This window comes from Pseudonocardia hydrocarbonoxydans (assembly GCF_006539565.1).
Classification (GTDB): Bacteria; Actinomycetota; Actinomycetes; order Mycobacteriales; family Pseudonocardiaceae; genus Pseudonocardia; species Pseudonocardia hydrocarbonoxydans.
Map to the genome: position 1 here is coordinate 275694 of NZ_BJNG01000015.1, position 19700 is coordinate 295393.

The 19700-nt window shown below is 73.4% G+C and carries 20 protein-coding genes and 1 tRNA gene; 12 read left to right on the forward strand and 9 right to left on the reverse strand.

Features of this window, described 5'->3' with window-relative positions; genetic code table 11:
* Nucleotides 1-194: 194 nt before the first annotated feature.
* The 3 genes from PHY01_RS09655 to PHY01_RS09665 all read left to right on the forward strand — a co-directional run bounded on the left by PHY01_RS09655 (nt 195) and on the right by PHY01_RS09665 (nt 4297).
* Nucleotides 195-662 (forward strand): hypothetical protein, encoded by a 468-nt coding sequence (locus PHY01_RS09655; protein ID WP_141278206.1) that lies wholly within the window; start codon nt 195-197, stop codon nt 660-662.
* A gap of 153 nt (nt 663-815) precedes the next feature.
* The gene (gene nrdR, locus PHY01_RS09660) at nt 816-1295 is read left to right on the forward strand and encodes a transcriptional regulator NrdR (RefSeq protein WP_141278207.1); all 480 of its coding nucleotides are present in this window, start codon (nt 816-818) and stop codon (nt 1293-1295) included.
* Between the two features lie 188 nt (nt 1296-1483).
* The gene (locus tag PHY01_RS09665) at nt 1484-4297 is read left to right on the forward strand and encodes a vitamin B12-dependent ribonucleotide reductase (protein WP_141278208.1); all 2814 of its coding nucleotides are present in this window, start codon (nt 1484-1486) and stop codon (nt 4295-4297) included.
* Nucleotides 4298-4304: 7 nt separating this feature from the next.
* On the opposite strand, the gene PHY01_RS09670 is transcribed toward PHY01_RS09665, so the two are convergent.
* Together PHY01_RS09670 and PHY01_RS09675 are read right to left on the reverse strand one after the other, a co-directional pair.
* The gene (locus PHY01_RS09670) at nt 4305-5099 is read right to left on the reverse strand and encodes a transglutaminase-like domain-containing protein (protein ID WP_141278209.1); all 795 of its coding nucleotides are present in this window, start codon (nt 5097-5099) and stop codon (nt 4305-4307) included.
* A 46-nt stretch (nt 5100-5145) separates the two neighbouring features.
* On the reverse strand, nt 5146-5328 hold the full coding sequence (locus PHY01_RS09675) for a helix-turn-helix domain-containing protein (RefSeq protein ID WP_246085805.1): 183 nt from the start codon (nt 5326-5328) through the stop codon (nt 5146-5148).
* Between the two features lie 236 nt (nt 5329-5564).
* On the opposite strand from PHY01_RS09675, the gene PHY01_RS09680 reads away from it, so the two are divergent.
* The 4 genes from PHY01_RS09680 (at nt 5565) to PHY01_RS09695 (ending at nt 8774) form a co-directional block, all read left to right on the forward strand.
* Entirely contained in the window at nt 5565-6599 is a 1035-nt protein-coding gene (locus PHY01_RS09680; RefSeq protein WP_141278211.1) for an MBL fold metallo-hydrolase, read from the forward strand.
* 65 nt (nt 6600-6664) lie between these two features.
* Nucleotides 6665-7510 (forward strand): hypothetical protein, encoded by an 846-nt coding sequence (locus tag PHY01_RS09685; RefSeq protein ID WP_141278212.1) that lies wholly within the window; start codon nt 6665-6667, stop codon nt 7508-7510.
* 173 nt (nt 7511-7683) lie between these two features.
* Nucleotides 7684-8172 (forward strand): DUF3145 domain-containing protein, encoded by a 489-nt coding sequence (locus PHY01_RS09690; protein WP_170183730.1) that lies wholly within the window; start codon nt 7684-7686, stop codon nt 8170-8172.
* 53 nt (nt 8173-8225) lie between these two features.
* Entirely contained in the window at nt 8226-8774 is a 549-nt protein-coding gene (locus tag PHY01_RS09695) for a hypothetical protein (RefSeq protein WP_141278214.1), read from the forward strand.
* Nucleotides 8775-8781: 7 nt separating this feature from the next.
* Here PHY01_RS09695 and PHY01_RS09700 read toward each other — a convergent pair whose 3' ends face one another.
* From PHY01_RS09700 to PHY01_RS09720, 5 genes are all read right to left on the reverse strand, one after another.
* Nucleotides 8782-10044: a beta-ketoacyl-[acyl-carrier-protein] synthase family protein gene (locus PHY01_RS09700; protein ID WP_141278215.1), complete on the reverse strand. Its 1263-nt coding sequence runs from the start codon at nt 10042-10044 to the stop codon at nt 8782-8784.
* A 34-nt stretch (nt 10045-10078) separates the two neighbouring features.
* The gene (locus PHY01_RS09705) at nt 10079-10321 is read right to left on the reverse strand and encodes an acyl carrier protein (protein ID WP_141278216.1); all 243 of its coding nucleotides are present in this window, start codon (nt 10319-10321) and stop codon (nt 10079-10081) included.
* Between the two features lie 40 nt (nt 10322-10361).
* A complete protein-coding gene (locus tag PHY01_RS09710; RefSeq protein WP_141278217.1) occupies nt 10362-11366 on the reverse strand; it encodes a beta-ketoacyl-ACP synthase III in 1005 nt (334 codons plus the stop codon).
* Nucleotides 11363-12271 carry an ACP S-malonyltransferase gene (locus PHY01_RS09715; protein WP_141278218.1) on the reverse strand — a complete coding sequence of 303 codons (909 nt, stop codon included), beginning with the start codon at nt 12269-12271 and terminating at the stop codon, nt 11363-11365. Before PHY01_RS09715 ends, PHY01_RS09710 begins: the two co-directional genes overlap by 4 nt.
* 102 nt (nt 12272-12373) lie before the next feature.
* Complete coding sequence (locus PHY01_RS09720) at nt 12374-13570, reverse strand: PucR family transcriptional regulator (protein ID WP_307723959.1); 1197 nt, start codon at nt 13568-13570, stop codon at nt 12374-12376.
* 80 nt (nt 13571-13650) lie between these two features.
* Here PHY01_RS09720 and PHY01_RS09725 point away from each other — a divergent pair, with 80 nt between their 5' ends.
* Nucleotides 13651-14400, forward strand: coding sequence for a pirin family protein (locus tag PHY01_RS09725; protein WP_141278220.1), 750 nt, complete (start codon nt 13651-13653; stop codon nt 14398-14400).
* A gap of 68 nt (nt 14401-14468) precedes the next feature.
* Here the strand turns inward: PHY01_RS09725 and PHY01_RS09730 are convergent, their stop codons facing one another.
* Together PHY01_RS09730 and aceE are read right to left on the reverse strand one after the other, a co-directional pair.
* Nucleotides 14469-14675, reverse strand: coding sequence for a cold-shock protein (locus PHY01_RS09730; RefSeq protein ID WP_141278221.1), 207 nt, complete (start codon nt 14673-14675; stop codon nt 14469-14471).
* Nucleotides 14676-14906: 231 nt separating this feature from the next.
* Nucleotides 14907-17681, reverse strand: coding sequence for a pyruvate dehydrogenase (acetyl-transferring), homodimeric type (aceE, locus tag PHY01_RS09735; protein WP_141278222.1), 2775 nt, complete (start codon nt 17679-17681; stop codon nt 14907-14909).
* A 167-nt stretch (nt 17682-17848) separates the two neighbouring features.
* On the opposite strand from aceE, the gene PHY01_RS09740 reads away from it, so the two are divergent.
* From PHY01_RS09740 to PHY01_RS09755, 4 genes are all read left to right on the forward strand, one after another.
* Entirely contained in the window at nt 17849-18283 is a 435-nt protein-coding gene (locus PHY01_RS09740; RefSeq protein WP_141278223.1) for a DUF3052 domain-containing protein, read from the forward strand.
* A gap of 13 nt (nt 18284-18296) precedes the next feature.
* The gene (locus PHY01_RS09745; RefSeq protein ID WP_141278224.1) at nt 18297-18755 is read left to right on the forward strand and encodes a peroxiredoxin; all 459 of its coding nucleotides are present in this window, start codon (nt 18297-18299) and stop codon (nt 18753-18755) included.
* Between the two features lie 35 nt (nt 18756-18790).
* A tRNA-Val gene (locus PHY01_RS09750) sits at nt 18791-18862 on the forward strand.
* Between the two features lie 156 nt (nt 18863-19018).
* Nucleotides 19019-19609 carry a dihydrofolate reductase family protein gene (locus PHY01_RS09755; protein WP_141278262.1) on the forward strand — a complete coding sequence of 197 codons (591 nt, stop codon included), beginning with the start codon at nt 19019-19021 and terminating at the stop codon, nt 19607-19609.
* Nucleotides 19610-19700: the final 91 nt, after the last annotated feature.

Genomic DNA, 19700 nt, shown 5'->3' on the forward strand with positions numbered 1-19700 from the left:
ACACATGTTCGAACGACACGCCCCGTTTCCTCGATTCTGTCAGGGGTCGGTGGTACACATCGCACATGCGTTCGTTCGAACATGCGTTCCCCGTTCGAACCCGCATGGGGAACGGTCCGCGACACGGGGCGACAGGGTCCGGCGGGAAGGCGCGGCGAGCAGGCACGGCCACGGCGAGCGAGAGGCGGAGTCCGATGCAGGATCAGTGGGAGGCCGGGCGGCGGTCCGGTGGCACGGCACTGCGGGAGGGGTGGGCGCCCGGGGGGCCCCGGGAGGTGCGGCCCGCCCGCACGCTGCCGCGCCGGGGCCGGGCGGCCGGCCCGTGCCCCGTGCGCCCGCGGGTGGCGTCCGCACCGGTGCGCCCCGCGGAGCCGGCGCGCCCGCAGCCGGGGCGGGGCCGGGCGGGGGAGCGGGCCCGGCCGGGGCAGCGGGTGCTGCTGCGCACGGTCCCGGTGCTCCCGGCGAGGATCCGGCGCCGCCGCCGCGTGGCGGCCACGATCGGCATGGCCCTGCTCGCGGCCGCGGTGGTGGTGGCGCTCGGGCTGCTGGCCGACGTCGCCGCGGCGGCCCGCCAGTCCTCCGGTGCGCCGGGCGTCACCGGCCACTCGCCCACACCGGTGGTGACGGTGCCCGGCCCGGTGGCGGGCGTCCTCGGAGGCTGACGGGGCGCGCGCGACCCACGGCGGCACCGCGGTCCCGTTCGGGCGACGCGCCGCCACAGATGGGCCGCCCGGCTTCTGCTTCCCCTACATGTTGTGGTTACATGGGCGTCGTTAGCCCAGGGATGGGGTTCCGCTCGTCGGAAGGGGTCGTCCGTGCGTTGCCCGTTCTGCCGCCACTCCGACTGCCGGGTCATCGACTCCCGCGAGGTCGACGACGGGGTGGCGACCCGCCGTCGGCGCTCCTGTGCCGCCTGCGGGCGCCGGTTCACCACCGTCGAGGAAGCGGTGCTGGCCGTCGTCAAGCGCAGCGGCGTCACGGAGCCGTTCAGTCGCGACAAGGTCGTCAACGGCGTGCGCCGCGCCTGCCAGGGCCGTCCGGTCGACGAGGACGCGCTGGCCCAGCTCGCGCACCGCGTCGAGGAGGCGGTCCGCGCGGGAGGCACCGCCGAGATCCCCAGCCACGAGGTGGGTCTGGCGATCCTCGGCCCGCTCCGCGAGCTCGACGAGGTGGCCTACCTCCGGTTCGCGAGCGTCTACCGCTCGTTCTCCTCCATCGAGGACTTCGAGAAGGAGATCGCCGACCTGCGCGACGCGCCCGCGCGCGACACACCCGTCCGCGCCGCGCCCACCTGACCCGACCCACCGATCGGCGGCCCCGCCCGGCCGCCCGACGCATCGCCGCGCCGCCACCGCACCCCACGCCGTTGTCCAGGCAACGCCGCAGTCCGCGCAGTCCGCACCCGCAGCAGCCACCACCGAGCCGTACTTGGCGCGCCCCCGTGACCCCCCGGTCCGGCGTGCGCGCAGGAGAGGGAACACCCATGACCGAGACCGTCGGCACCACGTCCGGACGCGGGAAGAAGGCGCCCCGGCCCGCGGGCCTCACGATCGAGCGGATCCACACCACCGCCGGCGTGCACCCCTACGACGAGGTCACCTGGGAGCGCCGCGACGTCGTCATGACCAACTGGCGCGACGGCACGGTCAACTTCGAGCAGCGCGGCGTCGAGTTCCCCTCGACCTGGTCGGTGAACGCCACCAACATCGTCACCAGCAAGTACTTCCGCGGGGCGGTCGGGTCGGCGCAGCGCGAGTCGAGCCTGCGCGACCTCATCGACCGCGTGGTCGGGGTGTACCACCGCGCGGGTCTGGAGCACGGCTACTTCGCCTCCGACGCCGACGCCGAGGTGTTCGCCCACGAGCTCACCTGGATGCTGCTGCACCAGGTGTTCAGCTTCAACTCCCCGGTGTGGTTCAACGTCGGCACCAGCTCCCCGCAGCAGGTCAGCGCGTGCTTCATCCTGGCCGTCGACGACGAGATGGAGTCGATCCTCAACTGGTACCGCGAGGAGGGGCTGATCTTCAAGGGCGGCTCCGGCGCCGGGCTGAACCTCTCGCGCATCCGCAGCTCCAAGGAGCTGCTGTCCTCGGGCGGCACCGCCTCCGGGCCGGTCTCGTTCATGCGCGGCGCCGACGCCAGCGCGGGCACCATCAAGTCCGGCGGGGCCACCCGCCGCGCGGCGAAGATGGTGGTCCTCGACGTCGACCACCCCGACATCGAGGAGTTCGTCGAGACCAAGGCCAAGGAGGAGGCCAAGATCCGGGTCCTGCGCGACGCGGGCTTCGACATGGACCTCGGCGGCTCCGACATCACCTCGGTGCAGTACCAGAACGCCAACAACTCGGTCCGGGTCACCGACGAGTTCATGCGGGCGGTCGAGGCGGGCGGGCAGTTCGGGCTGCGCGCGCGGATGACCGGTGAGGTCATCGAGCACGTCGACGCCCGGAAGCTGTTCCACGGGATCGCCGAGGCCGCCTGGGCCTGTGCCGATCCCGGGATCCAGTACGACGGCACCATCAACGACTGGCACACCACTCCCGAATCGGGCCGGATCACCGCGTCCAACCCGTGTTCGGAGTACATGCACCTGGACAATTCCAGCTGCAATCTCGCGAGCCTGAACCTGCTCACCTTCCTCGGTGACGACGGACGGTTCGACGGTGTGCGGTTCCAGAAGTCGGTCGAGCTCATCATCACCGCGATGGACATCTCCATCTGCTTCGCCGACTTCCCGACCGAGCCGATCGGCGAGACCACCCGCGCCTTCCGCCAGCTCGGCATCGGCTACGCCAACCTCGGCGCGCTGCTGATGGCCACTGGGCACGCCTACGACTCCGAGGGCGGCCGCTCGCTGGCCGCGGCCATCACCTCCCTGATGACCGGCGCGTCCTACAAGCGCTCCGCGGAGCTGGCCGGCGTCGTCGGCCCGTACGACGGGTACGTCCGCAACGCGAGCGCCCACCAGCGCGTCATGCGCAAGCACGCCGCGGCCAACGACGACGTGCGCACGTTCCCGGCGAGCACCGACATCCACCAGCTGGCCACCACCGCCTGGAAGGACTGCCTCGCGATCGGCGAGCGCTCCGGCTGGCGCAACGCCCAGGCCTCGGTGCTCGCGCCGACCGGCACCATCGGCCTGATGATGGACTGCGACACCACCGGCATCGAGCCGGACCTGGCGCTGGTCAAGTTCAAGAAGCTGGTCGGCGGCGGGTCGATGCAGATCGTCAACCAGACGGTCCCGCGCGCGCTCGCGAAGCTGGGCTACCAGCCCGAGCAGGCCGAGGCGATCGTCGAGTACGTCGGGGAGCACGGTCACGTCGTCGACGCGCCGGGCCTGCGTCCCGAGCACTACGAGGTGTTCGACTGCGCGATGGGCGAGCGGGTCATCGCCGCGATGGGCCACGTCCGGATGATGGCCGCGGTGCAGCCGTTCCTGTCCGGCGCGATCTCCAAGACGGTGAACATGCCGGAGGCGGCCACCGTCGCCGACGTCGAGCGGGTCTACATGGAGGGCTGGCGGCTCGGGCTCAAGGCGCTGGCGATCTACCGCGACAACTGCAAGGTCGGGCAGCCGCTCTCGGCGGGCAAGGCCGCGAAGAGCTCCGGGGGAGGGGAGAAGGAGGTCGTCGTCGAGCAGCGGCCGATACGGCGCCGCCTGCCCAAGAAGCGCCCCAGCGAGACGGTGTCGTTCACCGTCGGCGGCGCCGAGGGCTACCTGACGGCGGGTTCCTACCCCGACGACGGCCTCGGCGAGATCTTCGTCAAGCTGGGCAAGCAGGGCTCCACGCTGTCCGGGGTCATGGACGCGTTCTCGATGTCGATCTCGGTGGGCCTGCAGTACGGCATCCCGCTGGAGTTCTACGTCTCGAAGTTCTCCAACCTGCGCTTCGAGCCGGCCGGCATGACCGACGACCCGGACGTCCGCATCGCCACCAGCGTGCTCGACTACCTGTTCCGCCGTCTCGCGCTCGACCACCTGCCCTACGAGAAGCGGGCCCAGCTCGGCATCTTCTCCGCCGACGAGCGCACCGCGCAGGTGGAGGACCAGTACGGCGAGACCGTCGACGTCGAGGGCCTGCGGCAGGGCGTCGAGACCGGGCGGCCCGCCACGGCCACCCCGGTCGGGGTGTCGAAGGCCCCGGTGGAGGTCGGCAGCTCCACCGAGCTGCTGGAGCTGCGCCTGGGCAAGGCCGCCGACGCGCCGCTGTGCATGACCTGCGGCACGAAGATGCGCCCGGCCGGTTCCTGCTACCTGTGCGAGGGCTGCGGCAGCACCAGCGGCTGCAGCTGACCCGCCGTCAGGTCAGGGTGACGACCTCCCGCCCGTCGTCGGTCGGGAGGTCGTCCACGACGGCCAGGACGTTCACCGACAGCAGGTCGGCGGTGCCGTGGTGCACCGAGAGGAACGCGGTGTCGGCGGCGTCGCGGCCGGTGCCGATCCGCAGCATCGACCGCCGCGGCGCCAGCCCCGTGGCGTCGACGACCCGCCAGGAGCCGTCGACCCAGGCCTCGACGACGGCGTGGAAGTCCATCGGGTCCAGTCCCGGCGCGTAGACGGCCGCGAGCCGGGCCGGCACGTCGCGGGCCCGCAGCAGGGCGACGGCGAGGTGGGCGTAGTCGCGGCAGACGCCCTCGCCCAGCAGCAGCGTGTCGACGGCGTCGTCGGTGGGCCCGCTGGAACCGCCGACGTAGAACAGCCGCCCGTGCACGAACTCGCGGACGGCCGACACCAGCTCGCCGGTGTCGTCGATGCCGCGGAACTCGGCGCCGGCGATCGACAGCAGCCGGTCCGACGGGCAGTAGCGGCTGGGCCTGCGGTAGGCCAGCAGGTCGAGCTCGGGGGTCTCTCGCTCGGGCAGCGCCCCCTCGACGGTGGCCGTGTACTCCAGCACGGTCCGCCCGACCTGCGCGTCCAGCACGTGCAGCCGCCCGTCGTGCGGGGCGGCCACCTCCCGCCACGGCACCGGCGCGCCGTCGCGGGTGATCGAGAGCGTCTCCTGCGCCGACGCCGAGGCGACGGCCACCTGGAAGGCGAGGAGGGCGGGCTCGGTGACGTCCAGCTCGAGGAACGCGGATACCTGACGACGATGCACGCCGTGATCGTCGCAGCCGCGCGTGACGCCCGCGTGTCCCCGGGGGTCAGCCCGCCTCGTAGCGGGCGTCGCGGATCAGCTCCTCGACCGCGCCGCGCTGGACGCGGAACGACCGGCCGAACCGCACCGCAGGCAGCTCGCCGCTGTGCACGAGCCGGTAGACCGTCATCTTCGAGACCCGCATCCGGTCCGCCACCTCGGCCACGGTGAGGAACGGTGCGCCGATCATCCCCGGCACTTCTGCAGCCATCTGCACACGCCTCTCGTCCCGCCCCGGGGGGCGTTGTTCACCGTGGGTGGGACAGTACGGGAGGAAGCCTCACCCTCCGGGGTACTCCGTGCCGCACCGTCAGGTGAGCCGGAGGTCCGTTGCGTCCGGTTCGACACGGGCGGTCGCCGGGGGGAAGGGGCACGCGGGTGGTCCTCCGCCCGGACGGGTGCCGCGGCAGCGCATAGGGTCGGGCGGTGATCCCCGACGACGACCCCGCGGCCGACTGGACCGCCGGAGGGCCCTACCTCTGCGCCCCCGGCGTCTACCGCATCCCGCTGCCCCTCCCGCAGGACGGCCTGCGCGCGGTGAACGTCTACGCGGTGCCCGACGGCGACGGCTGGACGCTGATCGACTCCGGCTGGGCGCTGGCCGAGTCGCGCGACCTGCTCGCGGCGGCGCTGGACCGGCTGGGCGCCGGGCTGGGCGACGTCCGGCGGTTCCTGGTCACCCACATCCACCGCGACCACTACACCCAGGCCGTGGCCCTGCGGCGCGAGTTCGGCGCGCACGTCGCGCTCGGGCGGGGCGAGGAGGTCGGGCTCGCCGAGATCCACACCTCCGGACGTGACCCGTTCGCGGTCCACCGCACGCGGCTGCTGCGGGCCGGGGCGGGCGCGCTGGCGGCCCGGATCGAGCAGGGCCGGACCGCCGACCAGGGCGACATGTCGCTGTACGAGAAGCCCGACGAGTGGATCGAGGACGGCGCCGAGATCGCGGTGGGCGACCGGCACGTCCTCACGGCCGTCGAGACGCCCGGGCACACCCGCGGGCACCTGGTGTTCGCCGACGACGCCGCAGGCCTGCTGTTCGCGGGCGACCACGTCCTGCCGCGCATCACCCCGTCGATCGGCTTCGAGCCGAAGCCCCCGCAGAGCCCGCTGGCCGACTTCCTGACCTCGCTGCAGCTGGTCCGCTCCCGCAAGGACGCGCTGCTGCTGCCCGCCCACGGACCGGTCGGGATGCGGGTGCACGAACGGGTCGACGCCCTGCTGGAGCACCACGGCGACCGCCTCGACGACACCCTCGCCGCGGTCCGGGAGGGCCGCTCGACCGCCCACGCCGTCGCCGAGGCCCTGCCCTGGACCCGGCACCGCAGGCGGCTGGCCGAGATGGACACCTTCAACGCCATGCTCGCGGTGCTGGAGACCCAGGCCCACCTCGACGTGCTGGCCGAGCGGGGAGCTGTGACGATCACGTTGCAGTCCGGAGTCGCTCACTACACATCGTGATAACGATTCACTCCACGTAGGCGTCGGGGCGGGCGCGGGCGGCGCCCGGCCGTACGCTCCGCGCCGTGTCCGTAGCCGGATCGGGGCGCCCGGCCCTCGCCCTCCTCGCCTGCACCCTCGGGCTGTCCGGGGTGCTCGTGGTGACCGACGGGGCCGTGCCGACGGCCCCGGCGCCGGTCGTCACGCTCGCCCCGGTCGCGGCCTGCGCCGCCGCCGGCCCGTACGTGGTGCCCGAGCGCGGGAGCGTCGGGCTGCCGCCCGCGCTGCGGCTGTGCCCGAGCGGCCCGCTGACCGTCACCGTCGCGGGCACCGTGCTCGACGGCCTGGACCTGCGCGGCGGCGTGGTCGTCGAGGCCCCGGACGTCGTGGTGCGCCGCAGCCGCGTGACCGGTGACGGTTCGCAGCCCTACGGGATCGTCACGACCGGCGCCGGCTCGGTCCGGATCGAGGACACCACGCTGACCGGACGGTTCACCGAGGCGGCAGTCGGTGGCGACCGGTGGACCGCCGAGCGGATCGAGATCGTCGGCGTCACCGGCGACGGCGCGCACGCCGGGCGGGGGAGCCGGCTGCGGGCCAGCATCGCGTCCCGGTTCGCGCCGGGTTCGGGCGCCGACGGGGTGGCGGTGGGCGCCCCCGACGTCGTCGTCGAGGACTCGACGGTCCGGATGGGCACCGGGCACCGCAGCGCGGTCCGGATCGCGCCCGGCCGGGGCGACGGCCGGGTCGTCGTGCGGTCCAACGTCCTGGGCGGCGGGGAGTACACCGTGCACCAGGACGGCGGCTCCGGTGCGGACGTGAGCGTCGTCGACAACCGCTTCGCCCGCGACGCCGTACGGGCCCCGCTGCGGGTCCCGGCGACCGCGGAGGCGACCGGCAACACCTTCGTCGACGGGGCGCCGGCACGCTGAGGCGGCGACACGCCCGGGCGTCGTGGGGGTGTTGGCGGGGACCGGCCCGACCGGGCAGACTCGCGACCAACATCACCGACCCGGGCCGGTACCCGGACCAGACAGACGCAGCAGGCGCGCCACCACGCGAGGACGTAGGGGAAGACGATCCTCGTCGATGTTGGAGGTCTGCAGTGAATGCACGCGGCGTGGTCTTCGTCCACTCGTCGCCGACTGCGGTCTGCCCGCACGTCGAGTGGGCGATCTCTGGCGTGCTCGCGACCCAGGTGTCGCTGCACTGGACCCCCCAGGTCGCGGTGCAGGGCCAGCTCCGTGCCGAGTGCACGTGGAGCGGCCCCGCCGGCAGCGGCGGGGCGATCGCCGGAGCGCTGCGGGCGTGGTCGATGCTGCGCTTCGAGGTCACCGAGGAGCCGACCCCCGGCGTCGACGGCGAGCGGTTCTGCCACGTCCCGGCCCTCGGCCTGTGGAGCGGGCGGACCAGCGCCAACGGCGACATCGTCGTCGGTGAGGACCAGCTGCGCGCGGTCATGGCCGGCTCGACGGCCGCACAGCTCCCCTCGCGCCTGCACGACCTGCTGGGCACCGCGTGGGACGAGGCGCTGGAGCCCTTCCGCTACGCCGGCGACGGCGCACCGGTCACCTGGCTGCACCAGGTCGGCTGACGCGCACCCGGGGTTGCTCCGTCCGCCGCGGCCTCCTGCGGCAGGATGACGTCGTGCGGCTCAGGGGCGGGACGGTGGCGGTGGCGCTGCTCGCCGCCCTGGTGCTGGCCGGGGTGCTGGTCGCCTGGCTCGGCGCGGGCCGGGCGGTGTCGGCGGTGCCGCCGCTGCGGGCCGCCCCACCGGTCCCCCCGTCGGGCGTCGGCTCGGCGGAGGTGCTGCTGTCGGCCGACGCGCTGACGCACCCGGCGCACGAGCTGGTGCGGGCCCAGCTGCAGCGCCACTACGACGCCATCAACGCCAAGGACTACGCCGCCTGGGCGGCCACGGTCGTGCCCGAGCGCAGCGCCGCGCTCGACGAGCCGGCCTGGCGGGAGGCCTACGACTCGTCGCAGGACGGCACGATCCGGATCGACCGCATCGACGACCTGGCCGGGGGCCGGGTGCTGGTGCGCGTGCGGTTCGTCAGCATCCAGGACGTCGAGGACGCCCCCGTGGGTGTGCCGGCCCGCCGGATCTGCTGGCACGGCTCCCTGCCGATGAGCGGCGAACCGCCGCTCATCGAGCAGACCGGGGGCGGCAGCTCGATCGCCGCCCCCTGCTGAGCGTCCGTCAGGGCTTCACGAACGTCAGGGCCACGTTGTGCCCACCGAAGCCGAACGAGTCGTTGACGGCGGCGGTGATGTCGGCCTTGCGGGGCTCGCCCGCCACCACGTCCAGCTCCACACCCGGGTCGAGCTCGGTGAGGTTGAGCGTGGCGGGGATGATCCCCTCCCTGATCGACAGCAGCGTGATGATGCCCTCGACCGCCCCGGCCGCACCGACCAGGTGACCCAGCGCCGACTTCGGCGCGGTGAGCACCGGGTGGTCGCCGAGGGCCTTGCGGACGGCGCGGGTCTCCCCGACGTCGCCCGCCACCGTGGAGGTGGCGTGACAGTTGACGTGCGTGACGTCGGACGCCGAGACCCCCGCGTGCTCGATCGACCTCGTGATCGCGCGCGCCTGCCCCGTGCCCTCGGGATCGGGCCCGGTGATGTGGTAGGCGTCGGCGGTGATGCCGAACCCGGCCAGCCGCCCGTGCACCGTGGCCCCGCGGGCGGCGGCGAACTCCGCGCGCTCCAGGACCATGACGCCCGCGCCCTCGCCGAGCACGAACCCGTCGCGGTGGGCGTCGAACGGGCGCGAGGCGCCCTCCGGGTCGTCGTTGCGCTGGCTCAGCGTGCGGGCCTGCACGAACCCGGCGACGGTGATGCCGGTGATGCACGCCTCCGCGCCCCCGGCGACCACCACGTCGACCTCGCCGGCCTGCAGCAGCCGCATGGCCCACGCCATCGCCTCGGCCCCGGACGCGCACGCCGAGACCGGCGCGTGCACCCCGCCGCGGGCGCCCAGCTCGAGGCCGACCCAGGCCGCGGGCCCGTTCGGCATGAGCATCGGCACGGTGAGGGGGGAGACCTTGCGCAGCCCCGGCCCCTCCAGCAGGTCGTCCTGGTCGAGCAGGGTGACCGCGCCGCCGATCCCGGTGCCGATGACGACGGCGAGCCGCTCGGGCTCCACGGCGACCTCGCCCGCAGACCCACCCCCGAACCCGGCGTGCGCCCAGGCCTCCTTGGCCGCGACCAGCGCCACCTGCTCGCACCGGTCGAGCCGGCGCAGCTGCACGCGGGGGATGGTCTCGGCGGGGGAGACGGCCAGCGGCGAGGCGATCTTCACCGGCAGGTCGTGCCGGGTGACCCACTCGTGCTCGTCGTCGTCGATCCGGCGCACACCGGAGCGTCCGGCGAGCAGGGCCTCCCAGGTGGAGGTGACGTCGCCACCGAGCGGGGTCGTCGCCCCGAGCCCGGTGACGACGACCTCGATGTCGGCTGTGCTCACTGCGCCTCCGTGGGAACGACTGCGTCGGCGGCCGTCACTGGTTCTTCGCGATGTAGTCCACCGCGTCACCGACCGTCTTGAGCTCGGCCAGCTGGTCGTCCGGGATCTTCACGCCGAACTTGTCCTCGGCCTGCACGGCGATCTCCACCATCGACAGCGAGTCGATGTCGAGGTCGTCGACGAAGGACTTGTCGGCGCTGACCTCGGCGGCGTCGATGCCGGCGACCTCCTCCACGATCTCGGCGAGGCCGGCGAGGATCTCGGTGTTGTCTGCCACGTGATGCTCCTTCTGGTGGGAAACTAGGGGCCGTGTCGATCTAAGGGAACCGGACGACCTGGCCGGCGAAGGACAGGCCCGCGCCGAAGCCTACGAGCAGGACCGTGTCGCCGGAGCGCACCCGCCCGTCGGCACGCATGTGATCCAGTGCGAGGGGCACCGACGCCGACGAGGTGTTGCCGGAGTACACGATGTCGTCGGCCACGCGCATGTCCTCGCGGGCGCCGTGGCGGCGCAGCTTCTTGGCCACCGCCTCGACGATGCGCAGGTTGGCCTGGTGGGGCACGAACACGTCGATGTCGGCGGGGGTGAGCCCGGCCAGCTCGATCGCCCGCAGCGCGACCGGCGCCACCTGGGTGGTGGCCCAGCGGAAGACCGCCTGGCCCTCCTGGTGCAGCGCGCCGCCCGCCTTCGAGCCGTGCCCGTCGAGGATGCGGATGGCCTGGTTCATCTCGCCCGCGCTGCCCCACGCGACCGGGCCGACGCCGACCGCGGCCGCGTCGGGGGCCGGTCCGATCACCGCGGCGCCCGCGCCGTCGGCGAAGATGATGGCCGTGGAGCGGTCGTCCCAGTCGAGCCAGTCCGACAGCTTCTCCGCGCCGATGATCAGCACGTGGCGGGCGGTGCCGCCGCGCACCATGTCGGCGGCCATGCCCAGGCCGTAGCAGAACCCGGCGCAGGCGGCGTTGAGGTCGAACGCGGCGGGCGCGCGGATGCCGATGCGCTCGGCTGTCTGCGCCGCGGCGTTGGGGATGAAGTTGGGCATCGTGCAGGTGGCCACCAGCACGCCGTCGATCTCGGAGGGATCCAGGCCCGAGTCCTTGACCGCACGCGCCCCGGCGTCCGAGGCCATGTCGACCAGCGAGACGTCGTCGGCGGCGATGCGCCGGCTGCGGATGCCGACGCGCTCGCGGATCCACTGGTCGTTGGTGTCGATGCGCTGCGCGAGCTCGTCGTTGGTGACGACGCGCTCGGGCTGGTGGCTGCCCAGGCCCAGCATCCGGGCGCCCGCGACGGGCTCGGCGAGACGCAGTACCGGTGTCATCGGTCGGCTCCGATCAGCTCGTGCGCCGCGTCGAGGTCCGCAGGGGACTTGAGCGCGAGCGTCGTGGTGCCCTTGAGCGCGCGCTTCACGAGGCCGGTGAGCGCCCCCGCCGGCGGCAGCTCGGCCGTGGCGGTGACGCCGAGCTCACGCAGCGCGTCCATGCAGGCGTCCCACCGTACGGGGCGGGTCACCTGGTCCACCAGGCGGCGCAGCGCGTCGGCCCCGTCGGTGACCAGTGCGCCGTCGGCGTTGGAGAGCAGGGGCCGGCTCGGGTCGCCGGTGGTCAGACCCTCGGCGTGGCGGCGCAGCGCCTCCTGCGCGAGGGCCATGAACCGGGTGTGGAACGCCCCCGCCACCGGCAGCGGCATCACCCGCGCCCGCTCCGGGGGGCCCGCGGCCAGCTCGGCCAGCGCGTCGACCGGGCCGGCCGCCACGATCTGGCCCGCGCCGTTGCGGTTGGCCGGGTCCAGGCCCAGCTCGGCGAGCCGGGCGAGCACGGCGTCGGGGTCGCCGCCGAGCACCGCGCTCATGCCGGTGGGCTCCAGCGCGCAGGCCGCGGCCATCTCCCGGCCGCGCACCGCGGCCAGCGCGACGGCGGCGTCGGGGCTGATGACGCCGGCGACCGCGAGCGCGGCCAGCTCGCCGACCGAGTGCCCGGCCACGGGCACGTCGGACGGCACGTCCAGGCGGGCGGCGGCGAGCAGCGCGGCCGCGACGACCAGCGGCTGCGTCACCGCCGTGTCCTTGATCTCCTCGGCCTCGGCGACCGTGCCCAGCCGGACCAGGTCGAGCCCGGCCACGTCCGACCAGGCGGCGAGCTGCTTCTCGGCGTCGGGGTCGGCGAGCCAGGGGGCGAGCATGCCGGGGGTCTGGGATCCCTGTCCGGGAGCGAGCAGCGCGATCACAGCGCGAACCCAACACGGCGGGGGCCCGTGGCGGGCATGCCGGGTCGTACGAACTCTCCCGCACCGATTTGTGGGAAACCTCCGAACCGCCGCCCGCCGACCTCACCGGACATCCTCGTCACCCTGCCGTTCGTTGTAGGGATTCCGCAGCTCATCGGCGTCCAACCTGGCGGCTACGAGCGCCGTGCGCAACACCTGCGCGTCGCGTGGCTCGGTCGGGGCGCGCCCGGTGAGTTCGCTCACCCGGCGCAACCGGTAGCGGACGGTGTTCGGATGGACGAACAGCGCGCGGGCGCAGGACTCGAGTGCGCCGCCGCCGTCGAGGTAGGTGGTGAGGGTGGCGAGCAGGGCGCCGCCCGCGGCGTGCAGGGGCGCCAGCAGGTCGGTCAGCGCGCGGTGGGCCGCCGCGTCGCCGCACAGCGCGCGCTCGGGCAGCAGGTCGTCCGCCGCGACGGGGCGGGGGGCGTCGGGACGCCCGGGTGCGGCCCGCAGCCCGGCCAGCGCCTCCCGGGCGCCGGCGTGCGCGGCCCGCAGACCGGGCACCGGCGGGCCGACGACGACGGGCCCCGGCCCGAAGCCGTCGACGAGGCGGCCCAGCCCGGGGGAGGGGCCCGACGGCTCGGACAGCAGCACGATCAGCCGCCTGCCCTGCACGCCGACGAGCACGGACCGGCCCGACCGGTGGGCGCGGCGGCGCAGCTCGCCCAGCGCCTCCTCGGGGGCCTCGGCGGGCGTCGACCCGGCGACGACGGTCACCGTGGCCGCGGGGTCGAAGCCCAGCGCGGCCGCGCGGGAGACCATCGCGTCGTCGGCCTCCCCGCGCACCACGGCGTCGACGACGAGGGCCTCCAGCCGGGCGTCCCACGCACCGCGGGTCTCGGCCGCGTTCGCGTAGACGGTGGCCGCGGCGAACGCGATCTCCCGGCCGAAGCGCAGCACCGCCTCGACGAGCACGCGGCGCTCGTCGTCGTCGGCGGCGAGCGGGGGCAGGTGCTGTTCGAAGACGTCGGTGGCGACCCGCACCAGCTCCACGGTCTGGCGCAGCGACAGGCGCCGGGCGAGGTCGCGGGGGGCGATCCGGAACGCCTCGGCGGTGAGCCGGATGTTCTCACCCGGACGGGTGAGCCAGGCCGCGAAGTTGCCGACCCCGGTCTGGGTGACGAGCAGGACGCCCGCCCGCTGGTCGGCGGGCAGGCGCGGGAACCACGGCAGGCGCTCCTCCATCGCCGCGAGGCACGACGCGGCGAGCCCGCCCGCGGCGAGCTCCAGGCGGCGCACGGTGGACCTGCGGACCGGCACGTGCGGCAGCATGGCACGCGACCGGGAATGCCCGGCCCGGCCATCTAGTTGCAGAGTCAACGACCACGTGAGGAGGCCCGATGTCCACCACCCTGACCCCGGCCGTCGACGTCCGTCGGGCCGGTGACCGGTTCGCCACCCGGATCGACTGGCTCGACTCGAAGCACAGCTTCTCCTTCGGCCCGCACTACGACCCCGCCAACACCCACTTCGGCCTGCTCATGGTGAGCAACGACGACGTCGTGCGGGCGGGCAGCGGCTTCGACACGCACCCGCACCGGGACATGGAGATCGTCACCTGGGTGCTCGACGGCTCGCTGGTGCACCAGGACTCCACCGGCCACAACGGCCTGATCCGGCCCGGGCTGGCGCAGCGCATGAGCGCGGGCACCGGGATCCTGCACTCGGAGAAGAACGACGCCGCCGGCGCGGTGCAGGACGTGCACTTCGTGCAGATGTGGGTCGTGCCCGACGAGAGCGGCGTGACCCCCGGCTACGAGCAGCTCGACATCAGCCCGGAGCTCGACCGCGGCGAGCTCGTCGTCGTGGCCTCGGGCATGACGAAGCACGCCGACGACCGGGCCATCTCGATCAGCCAGCGGCACGCGGCGCTGTACGCGGCACGACCGGAGCCCGGTGCGGTGGTCCCGCTGCCCACCGCACCGCTGGCGCACCTGTTCGTGGCGCGCGGTTCGGTGGAGCTGGAGGGCTCCGGGGTGCTGGGCACGGGCGACTCGGCCCGGATCACCGCGTCGGACGGCCGCCGGCTGACGGCGGGGCCCGACGGGGCCGAGGTGCTCGTGTGGGAGATGCACGCCACCCTCGGCTGACGCCGAGGATTCTCACGCCGGACGGATCGTTCCGTCCGGCGTGAGGACGTGCGGGATGTGGTGTCTGCTCAGGCGAGCGGCTCGACCTTGGTGGCCTGCGGCCCCTTCTGGCCCTGCTCGATGTCGAACGACACGCGCTGGCCCTCGTCGAGGCTCTTGTAGCCGTTGGTCTGGATTGCCGAGTAGTGCACGAACACGTCCGCGCCACCACCGTCAGGAGCGAGGAAGCCGTAGCCCTTCTCGCTGTTGAACCACTTGACGGTGCCCTCTGCCATTCTTGCTCTCCTCGTACCTTCAGCCGGGGCACTCGCCCCCGGCGTCGCGCCGCCTGGAGGCTGTGAGTCCGCCACCCGGTCGGGACCCCGTTCGCGATCACGCGAGGTCGGCGTCGGGCGGAGCGTATCGCGAGAAACGCTCCCTGCCGAGACCCAAATGACCTGTGCATTCCCCGAATCGGTCCCGCGGCGCGGGGGCGCGCGGCACGCCGCACGCCCCCGCGCCCGGCGTCAGGCGACGCCGCTGTCGCTCGTCTGCGGCCCGGCTGCCCGCGGGTCGTCGATCCGGTACTTCGCCGCCGCCTCGGCCGCGGCGGCGCCGTCGACGGCGCCCTCCGCGGCGAGGGACTGCAGGGCGGCGACGACGATCGACTCGGCGTCGACGTTGAAGTGCCGCCGCACCGCCGGGCGGGTGTCGGACAGGCCGAACCCGTCGGTGCCCAGCGTCGTGAACCGGGCCGGGACCCACTGGCGGACGAGGTCGGGCACCGCCCGCATCCAGTCCGACACCGCCACCACGGGGGCGTCGCCGGCCAGCGCCTCGGCCACGTAGGCCGTGCGGCGCTCCCCGTCGCCGTGCAGCAGGTTGTGCCGCTCGGTCTCGACGCCGTCGCGGCGCAGCTCGCCCCACGACGTCACCGAGAACACCTCGGCCCCCACGCCCCACTGCTCGGCGAGCATGTCGCGGGCCTTCAGCGCCCACGGCACGGCCACGCCGGAGGCGAGCAGGCGGACCTGCGGCCCGTCCTCGCGGTTGGTCGTCGCGATGCGGTGGATGCCGCGCAGCAGGCCGTCGACGTCGAGGTCCTCGGGCTCGGCGGGCTGCACGTAGGGCTCGTTGTAGACCGTGAGGTAGTAGATGAGGTTCTCGCCGGTCAGCGTCTCCTCGCCCTCCCCGTACATGCGGCGCAGCCCGTCCTTGACGATGTGCGCGACCTCGTAGGAGAACGCCGGGTCGTAGGCCACGACGGCCGGGTTGGTCGCCGCGAGCAGCAGCGAGTGCCCGTCGTTGTGCTGCAGGCCCTCGCCGGTCAGCGTGGTGCGCCCGGCCGTGGCGCCGACCATGAACCCGCGGGCCATCTGGTCGGCGGCGGCCCAGATCGAGTCGCCGGTGCGCTGGAAGCCGAACATCGAGTAGAAGACGTAGACCGGGATCATGGCCTCGCCGTGGGTGGCGTAGCTGGTGCCCGCCGCGGTGAACGAGCCCACCGAGCCGGCCTCGTTGATCCCCTCGTGCAGCAGCTGGCCCTGCTCGGACTCGCGGTAGGCGAGCATGAGCTCGGCGTCGACCGAGGTGTACTGCTGGCCGTTCGGGTTGTAGATCTTCTGCGTCGGGAACATGGAGTCCATCCCGAACGTGCGCGCCTCGTCGGGGATGATCGGCACGAACCGGCCGCCGATGTCCTTGTCCTTGATCAGCTCGCGCAGCAGCCGGACGAACGCCATCGTCGTGGCGACCTCCTGCTTGCCCGACCCCTTCCGGACGAAGTCGTAGACCTTGTCCCCGGGCAGCACCAGCGGCTTCGCGGTGACGCGGCGGCTGGGCAGCGGCCCGCCCAGGTTGCGGCGGCGCTCGCGCATGTACTGCAGCGCGTCGTCGTCCTCGCCGGGGTGGTAGTAGGGCGGCAGGTACGGGTCGGCCTCGAGCTGCGCGTCGGTGATCGGGATGCGCTGGGAGTCGCGGAACTCCTTGAGGTCGGCCAGCGAGAGCTTCTTCATCTGGTGCGTGGCGTTGCGGCCGGCGAAGTGCGAGCCCAGGCCGTAGCCCTTGATCGTCTTGGCCAGGATGACGGTGGGCTGGCCGTGGTGCTCCAGTGCGGCCGCGTAGGCGGCGTAGACCTTGCGGTAGTCGTGCCCGCCGCGCTTGAGGTTCCAGATCTCGGCGTCGCTCATCGGCTCCACCAGTGCCTTCGTGCGCGGGTCGCGACCGAAGAAGTGGTCGCGGACGTAGCCGCCGTCGTTGGCCTTGTAGGTCTGGTAGTCACCGTCGGGCGTGGTGTTCATCAGGTTGATCAGGGCGCCGTCGCGGTCGGCGTGCAGCAGGGCGTCCCACTCCCGGCCCCACACGACCTTGATGACGTTCCAGCCCGCGCCGCGGAAGAACGCCTCCAGCTCCTGGATGATCTTGCCGTTGCCGCGGACCGGCCCGTCGAGGCGCTGGAGGTTGCAGTTGACGACGAAGGTGAGGTTGTCCAGCCCCTCGGTGGCCGCGATCTGCAGCTGGCCGCGCGACTCCGGCTCGTCCATCTCGCCGTCGCCCAGGAACGCCCACACGTGCTGGTCGTCGGTGTTGGTGAACCCGCGGTCGCCCAGGTAGCGGTTGTAGCGCGCCTGCATGATCGCGTTCATCGGGCCCAGCCCCATCGAGACCGTGGGGAACTCCCAGAAGTCCGGCATGAGCCGCGGGTGCGGGTAGGAGGGCAGGCCGTGGCCGGGGCCGCCGTGGGAGAGCTCCTGGCGGAAACCGTCGAGACGGTCCTCGGACAGGCGCCCCTCCAGGTACGCCCGGGCGTAGACGCCGGGGGAGGCGTGGCCCTGGATGTAGATCTGGTCGCCCCCGCCCGGGTGGTCCTTGCCGCGGAAGAAGTGGTTGAAGCCGACCTCGTAGAGCGTGGCACTCGACGCGTAGGACGAGATGTGCCCGCCGACGCCGATCCCCGGGCGCTGCGCGCGGTGCACCGTCATGGCCGCGTTCCAGCGGATCCAGCGGCGGAACGCGCGCTCGGCCTCCTCGTCGCCGGGGAACCACGGCTCGCGGTCGGTGGGGATGGTGTTGACGTAGTCGGTGCTGGTCAGCGAGGGGACGCCGACGTGGCGCTCACGGGCGCGCTGCAGCATCCGCAACATGAGATAGCGCGCCCGCTGCTGCCCGGCCGCGTCCAGCACGGCGTCGAAGGAGTCCAGCCACTCGGCGGTCTCCTCCGGGTCGATGTCGGGGAGGTGGGCGGCGAGGCCGTCGCGGATGATGTTCACGCGCTGCGGGCCGCCGCTGGTCTGGCCGGTCAAGGGATCTCCCTGCGAGGCTGTAGTTCCGTGGTCGGGGACTGAGTGCTTGTCGGGGTCATCCCCTATCGTGCCCCCCGACGTAGGATCTCGTAACGCGTGGTTGCGCGAGGGCGGGTGTCGTGTTCGGATTTCGCATCCGGACCCAACAGGAGAAGAGGTACACAGGCGTGGTCGCCGCGGAAGATGCCGGACGTCAGTCCGACATCGCGGGCAAGCTCGGCGTGGAGCCGGGCATGGTCGTCCAGGAACTCGGGTGGGACACCGACGTCGACGAGGCGGTGCGCGACGCCGTCGAGGAGAGAGCCGGTGACGACCTGCTCGACGAGGACGCCGTCGACGTCGTCGACCTCGTGCTGATGTGGTGGCGGGAGGGTGACGGCGACCTCGTCGACGCGCTCGTCGACGCCGGCGGTCCGCTCGCGGAGAGCGGCGTGATCTGGGTGCTGACCCCCAAGACGGGTCGCCCCGGGCACGTCGAACCCAGCGAGATCGCCGAGGCCGCCCCCACGGCGGGCCTGTCGCAGACCTCCAACGTCAGCGTGGGCGACACCTGGGCGGGCGCCCGGCTGGTGGCGCCCAAGGCCGCCAAGTCCCGTCGGTGAGCGGGGCGGTCGCGTGGCGCCCGAGGTGGGGACGGAAGCTCCCGGCTTCACGCTGAGGGACCAGGACAACCAGGACGTCACGCTGGCGTCGTTCCGCGGCGTGAAGAGTGCCCTGGTCGTGTTCTACCCGTTCGCGTTCTCCCGCGTCTGCACCGGCGAGCTCGACGCGGTGCGCGACGACGTGGCGGCGTTCCAGAACGACGACGTGCAGGTCCTCGCCGTCTCCGTCGACCACCCGTACGCGCTGCGGGCCTGGGCCGACGCGCGGTCCTACCGCTTCCCCCTGCTCGCCGACTTCTGGCCGCACGGCCGGGTCGCGCAGGACTACGGGGTGTTCCACGACACCGCCGGCTTCGCACTGCGCGGCACGTTCCTCGTCGACCGGTCGGGGATGGTGCGGTTCGCGGAGGTGAACGGTCCCGGCGAGCCGCGCGACCAGGACGCCTGGAGGACGGCACTGGCAGCGGTGTGACGGCGGCGCCCGGGGTCGTTAGGGTTCCGGCGCACGGGCGCGTAGCTCAGCGGGAGAGCTCTCGGTTTACACCCGAGCGGTCGCAGGTTCGAACCCTGCCGCGCCCACCGGTCTGACCAGCACATGCCTGATCGGACCGTCCTGCTCCTCCGTGCTGTACGTTCCGCGGAACGCTCGACCATCCCGGCGCCGATCACCCGGTGAGCTCGGCCTCGCCGCTCGCGCACGCCGACGTCGAGTACACCCGGAGCAGAGGAGTGGCCGTGGGCACGGTGGTCCTGTACGCCTCGGTGTCGGTGGACGGCTTCGTCGCGGACGACGACGACCGGCCCGGACCGCTGTTCGACTGGTTGTCCAACGGTGACGTCCCGTTGGACGACAGTGGCGTGCTGACGGTGTCGCAGGCGTCCTACGACCACATCCGGCCGTACTGGGACCGGATCGGGGTGACCGTCGTCGGCCGGCACGTCTTCGACATGACCGACGGCTGGGACGGGAAGCCCCCGGGCGGGGTCGACCACGTGGTCGTCGTGACGCACCGGCCGGCGGCCGAGGGCTGGGACCCCGGGGCGCCGTTCCACCTCGTCGACGGCGTCGAGGCGGCGGTGGCCACGGCGCAGGAGCTCGCGGGTGACCGCGTGGTCGAGGTCGCCGCCGGCGAGGTCGGCGGCCAGGTGCTCGCCGCGGGCCTGGTCGACGAGGTGCGCATGGACGTCGTCCCCGTCGTCCTCGGCTCCGGCAAGCGCTTCTTCGGGTCGGTCCACGCGCCGCACCTGTTGGAGGATCCCGACGTGGGGATCCGGGGCGACCGAGTGCTGCACCTGCGCTACCGGGTGCGCCGCCGGCCGATCTGAGGGGGCGGCAGGGGGCGAGGCGCAGGTCCCCGTGTGCGGAGGGTGGGCGCGCGCACGGCCGTCGGCACGTCGTCGCGAGTCCGACATTCCA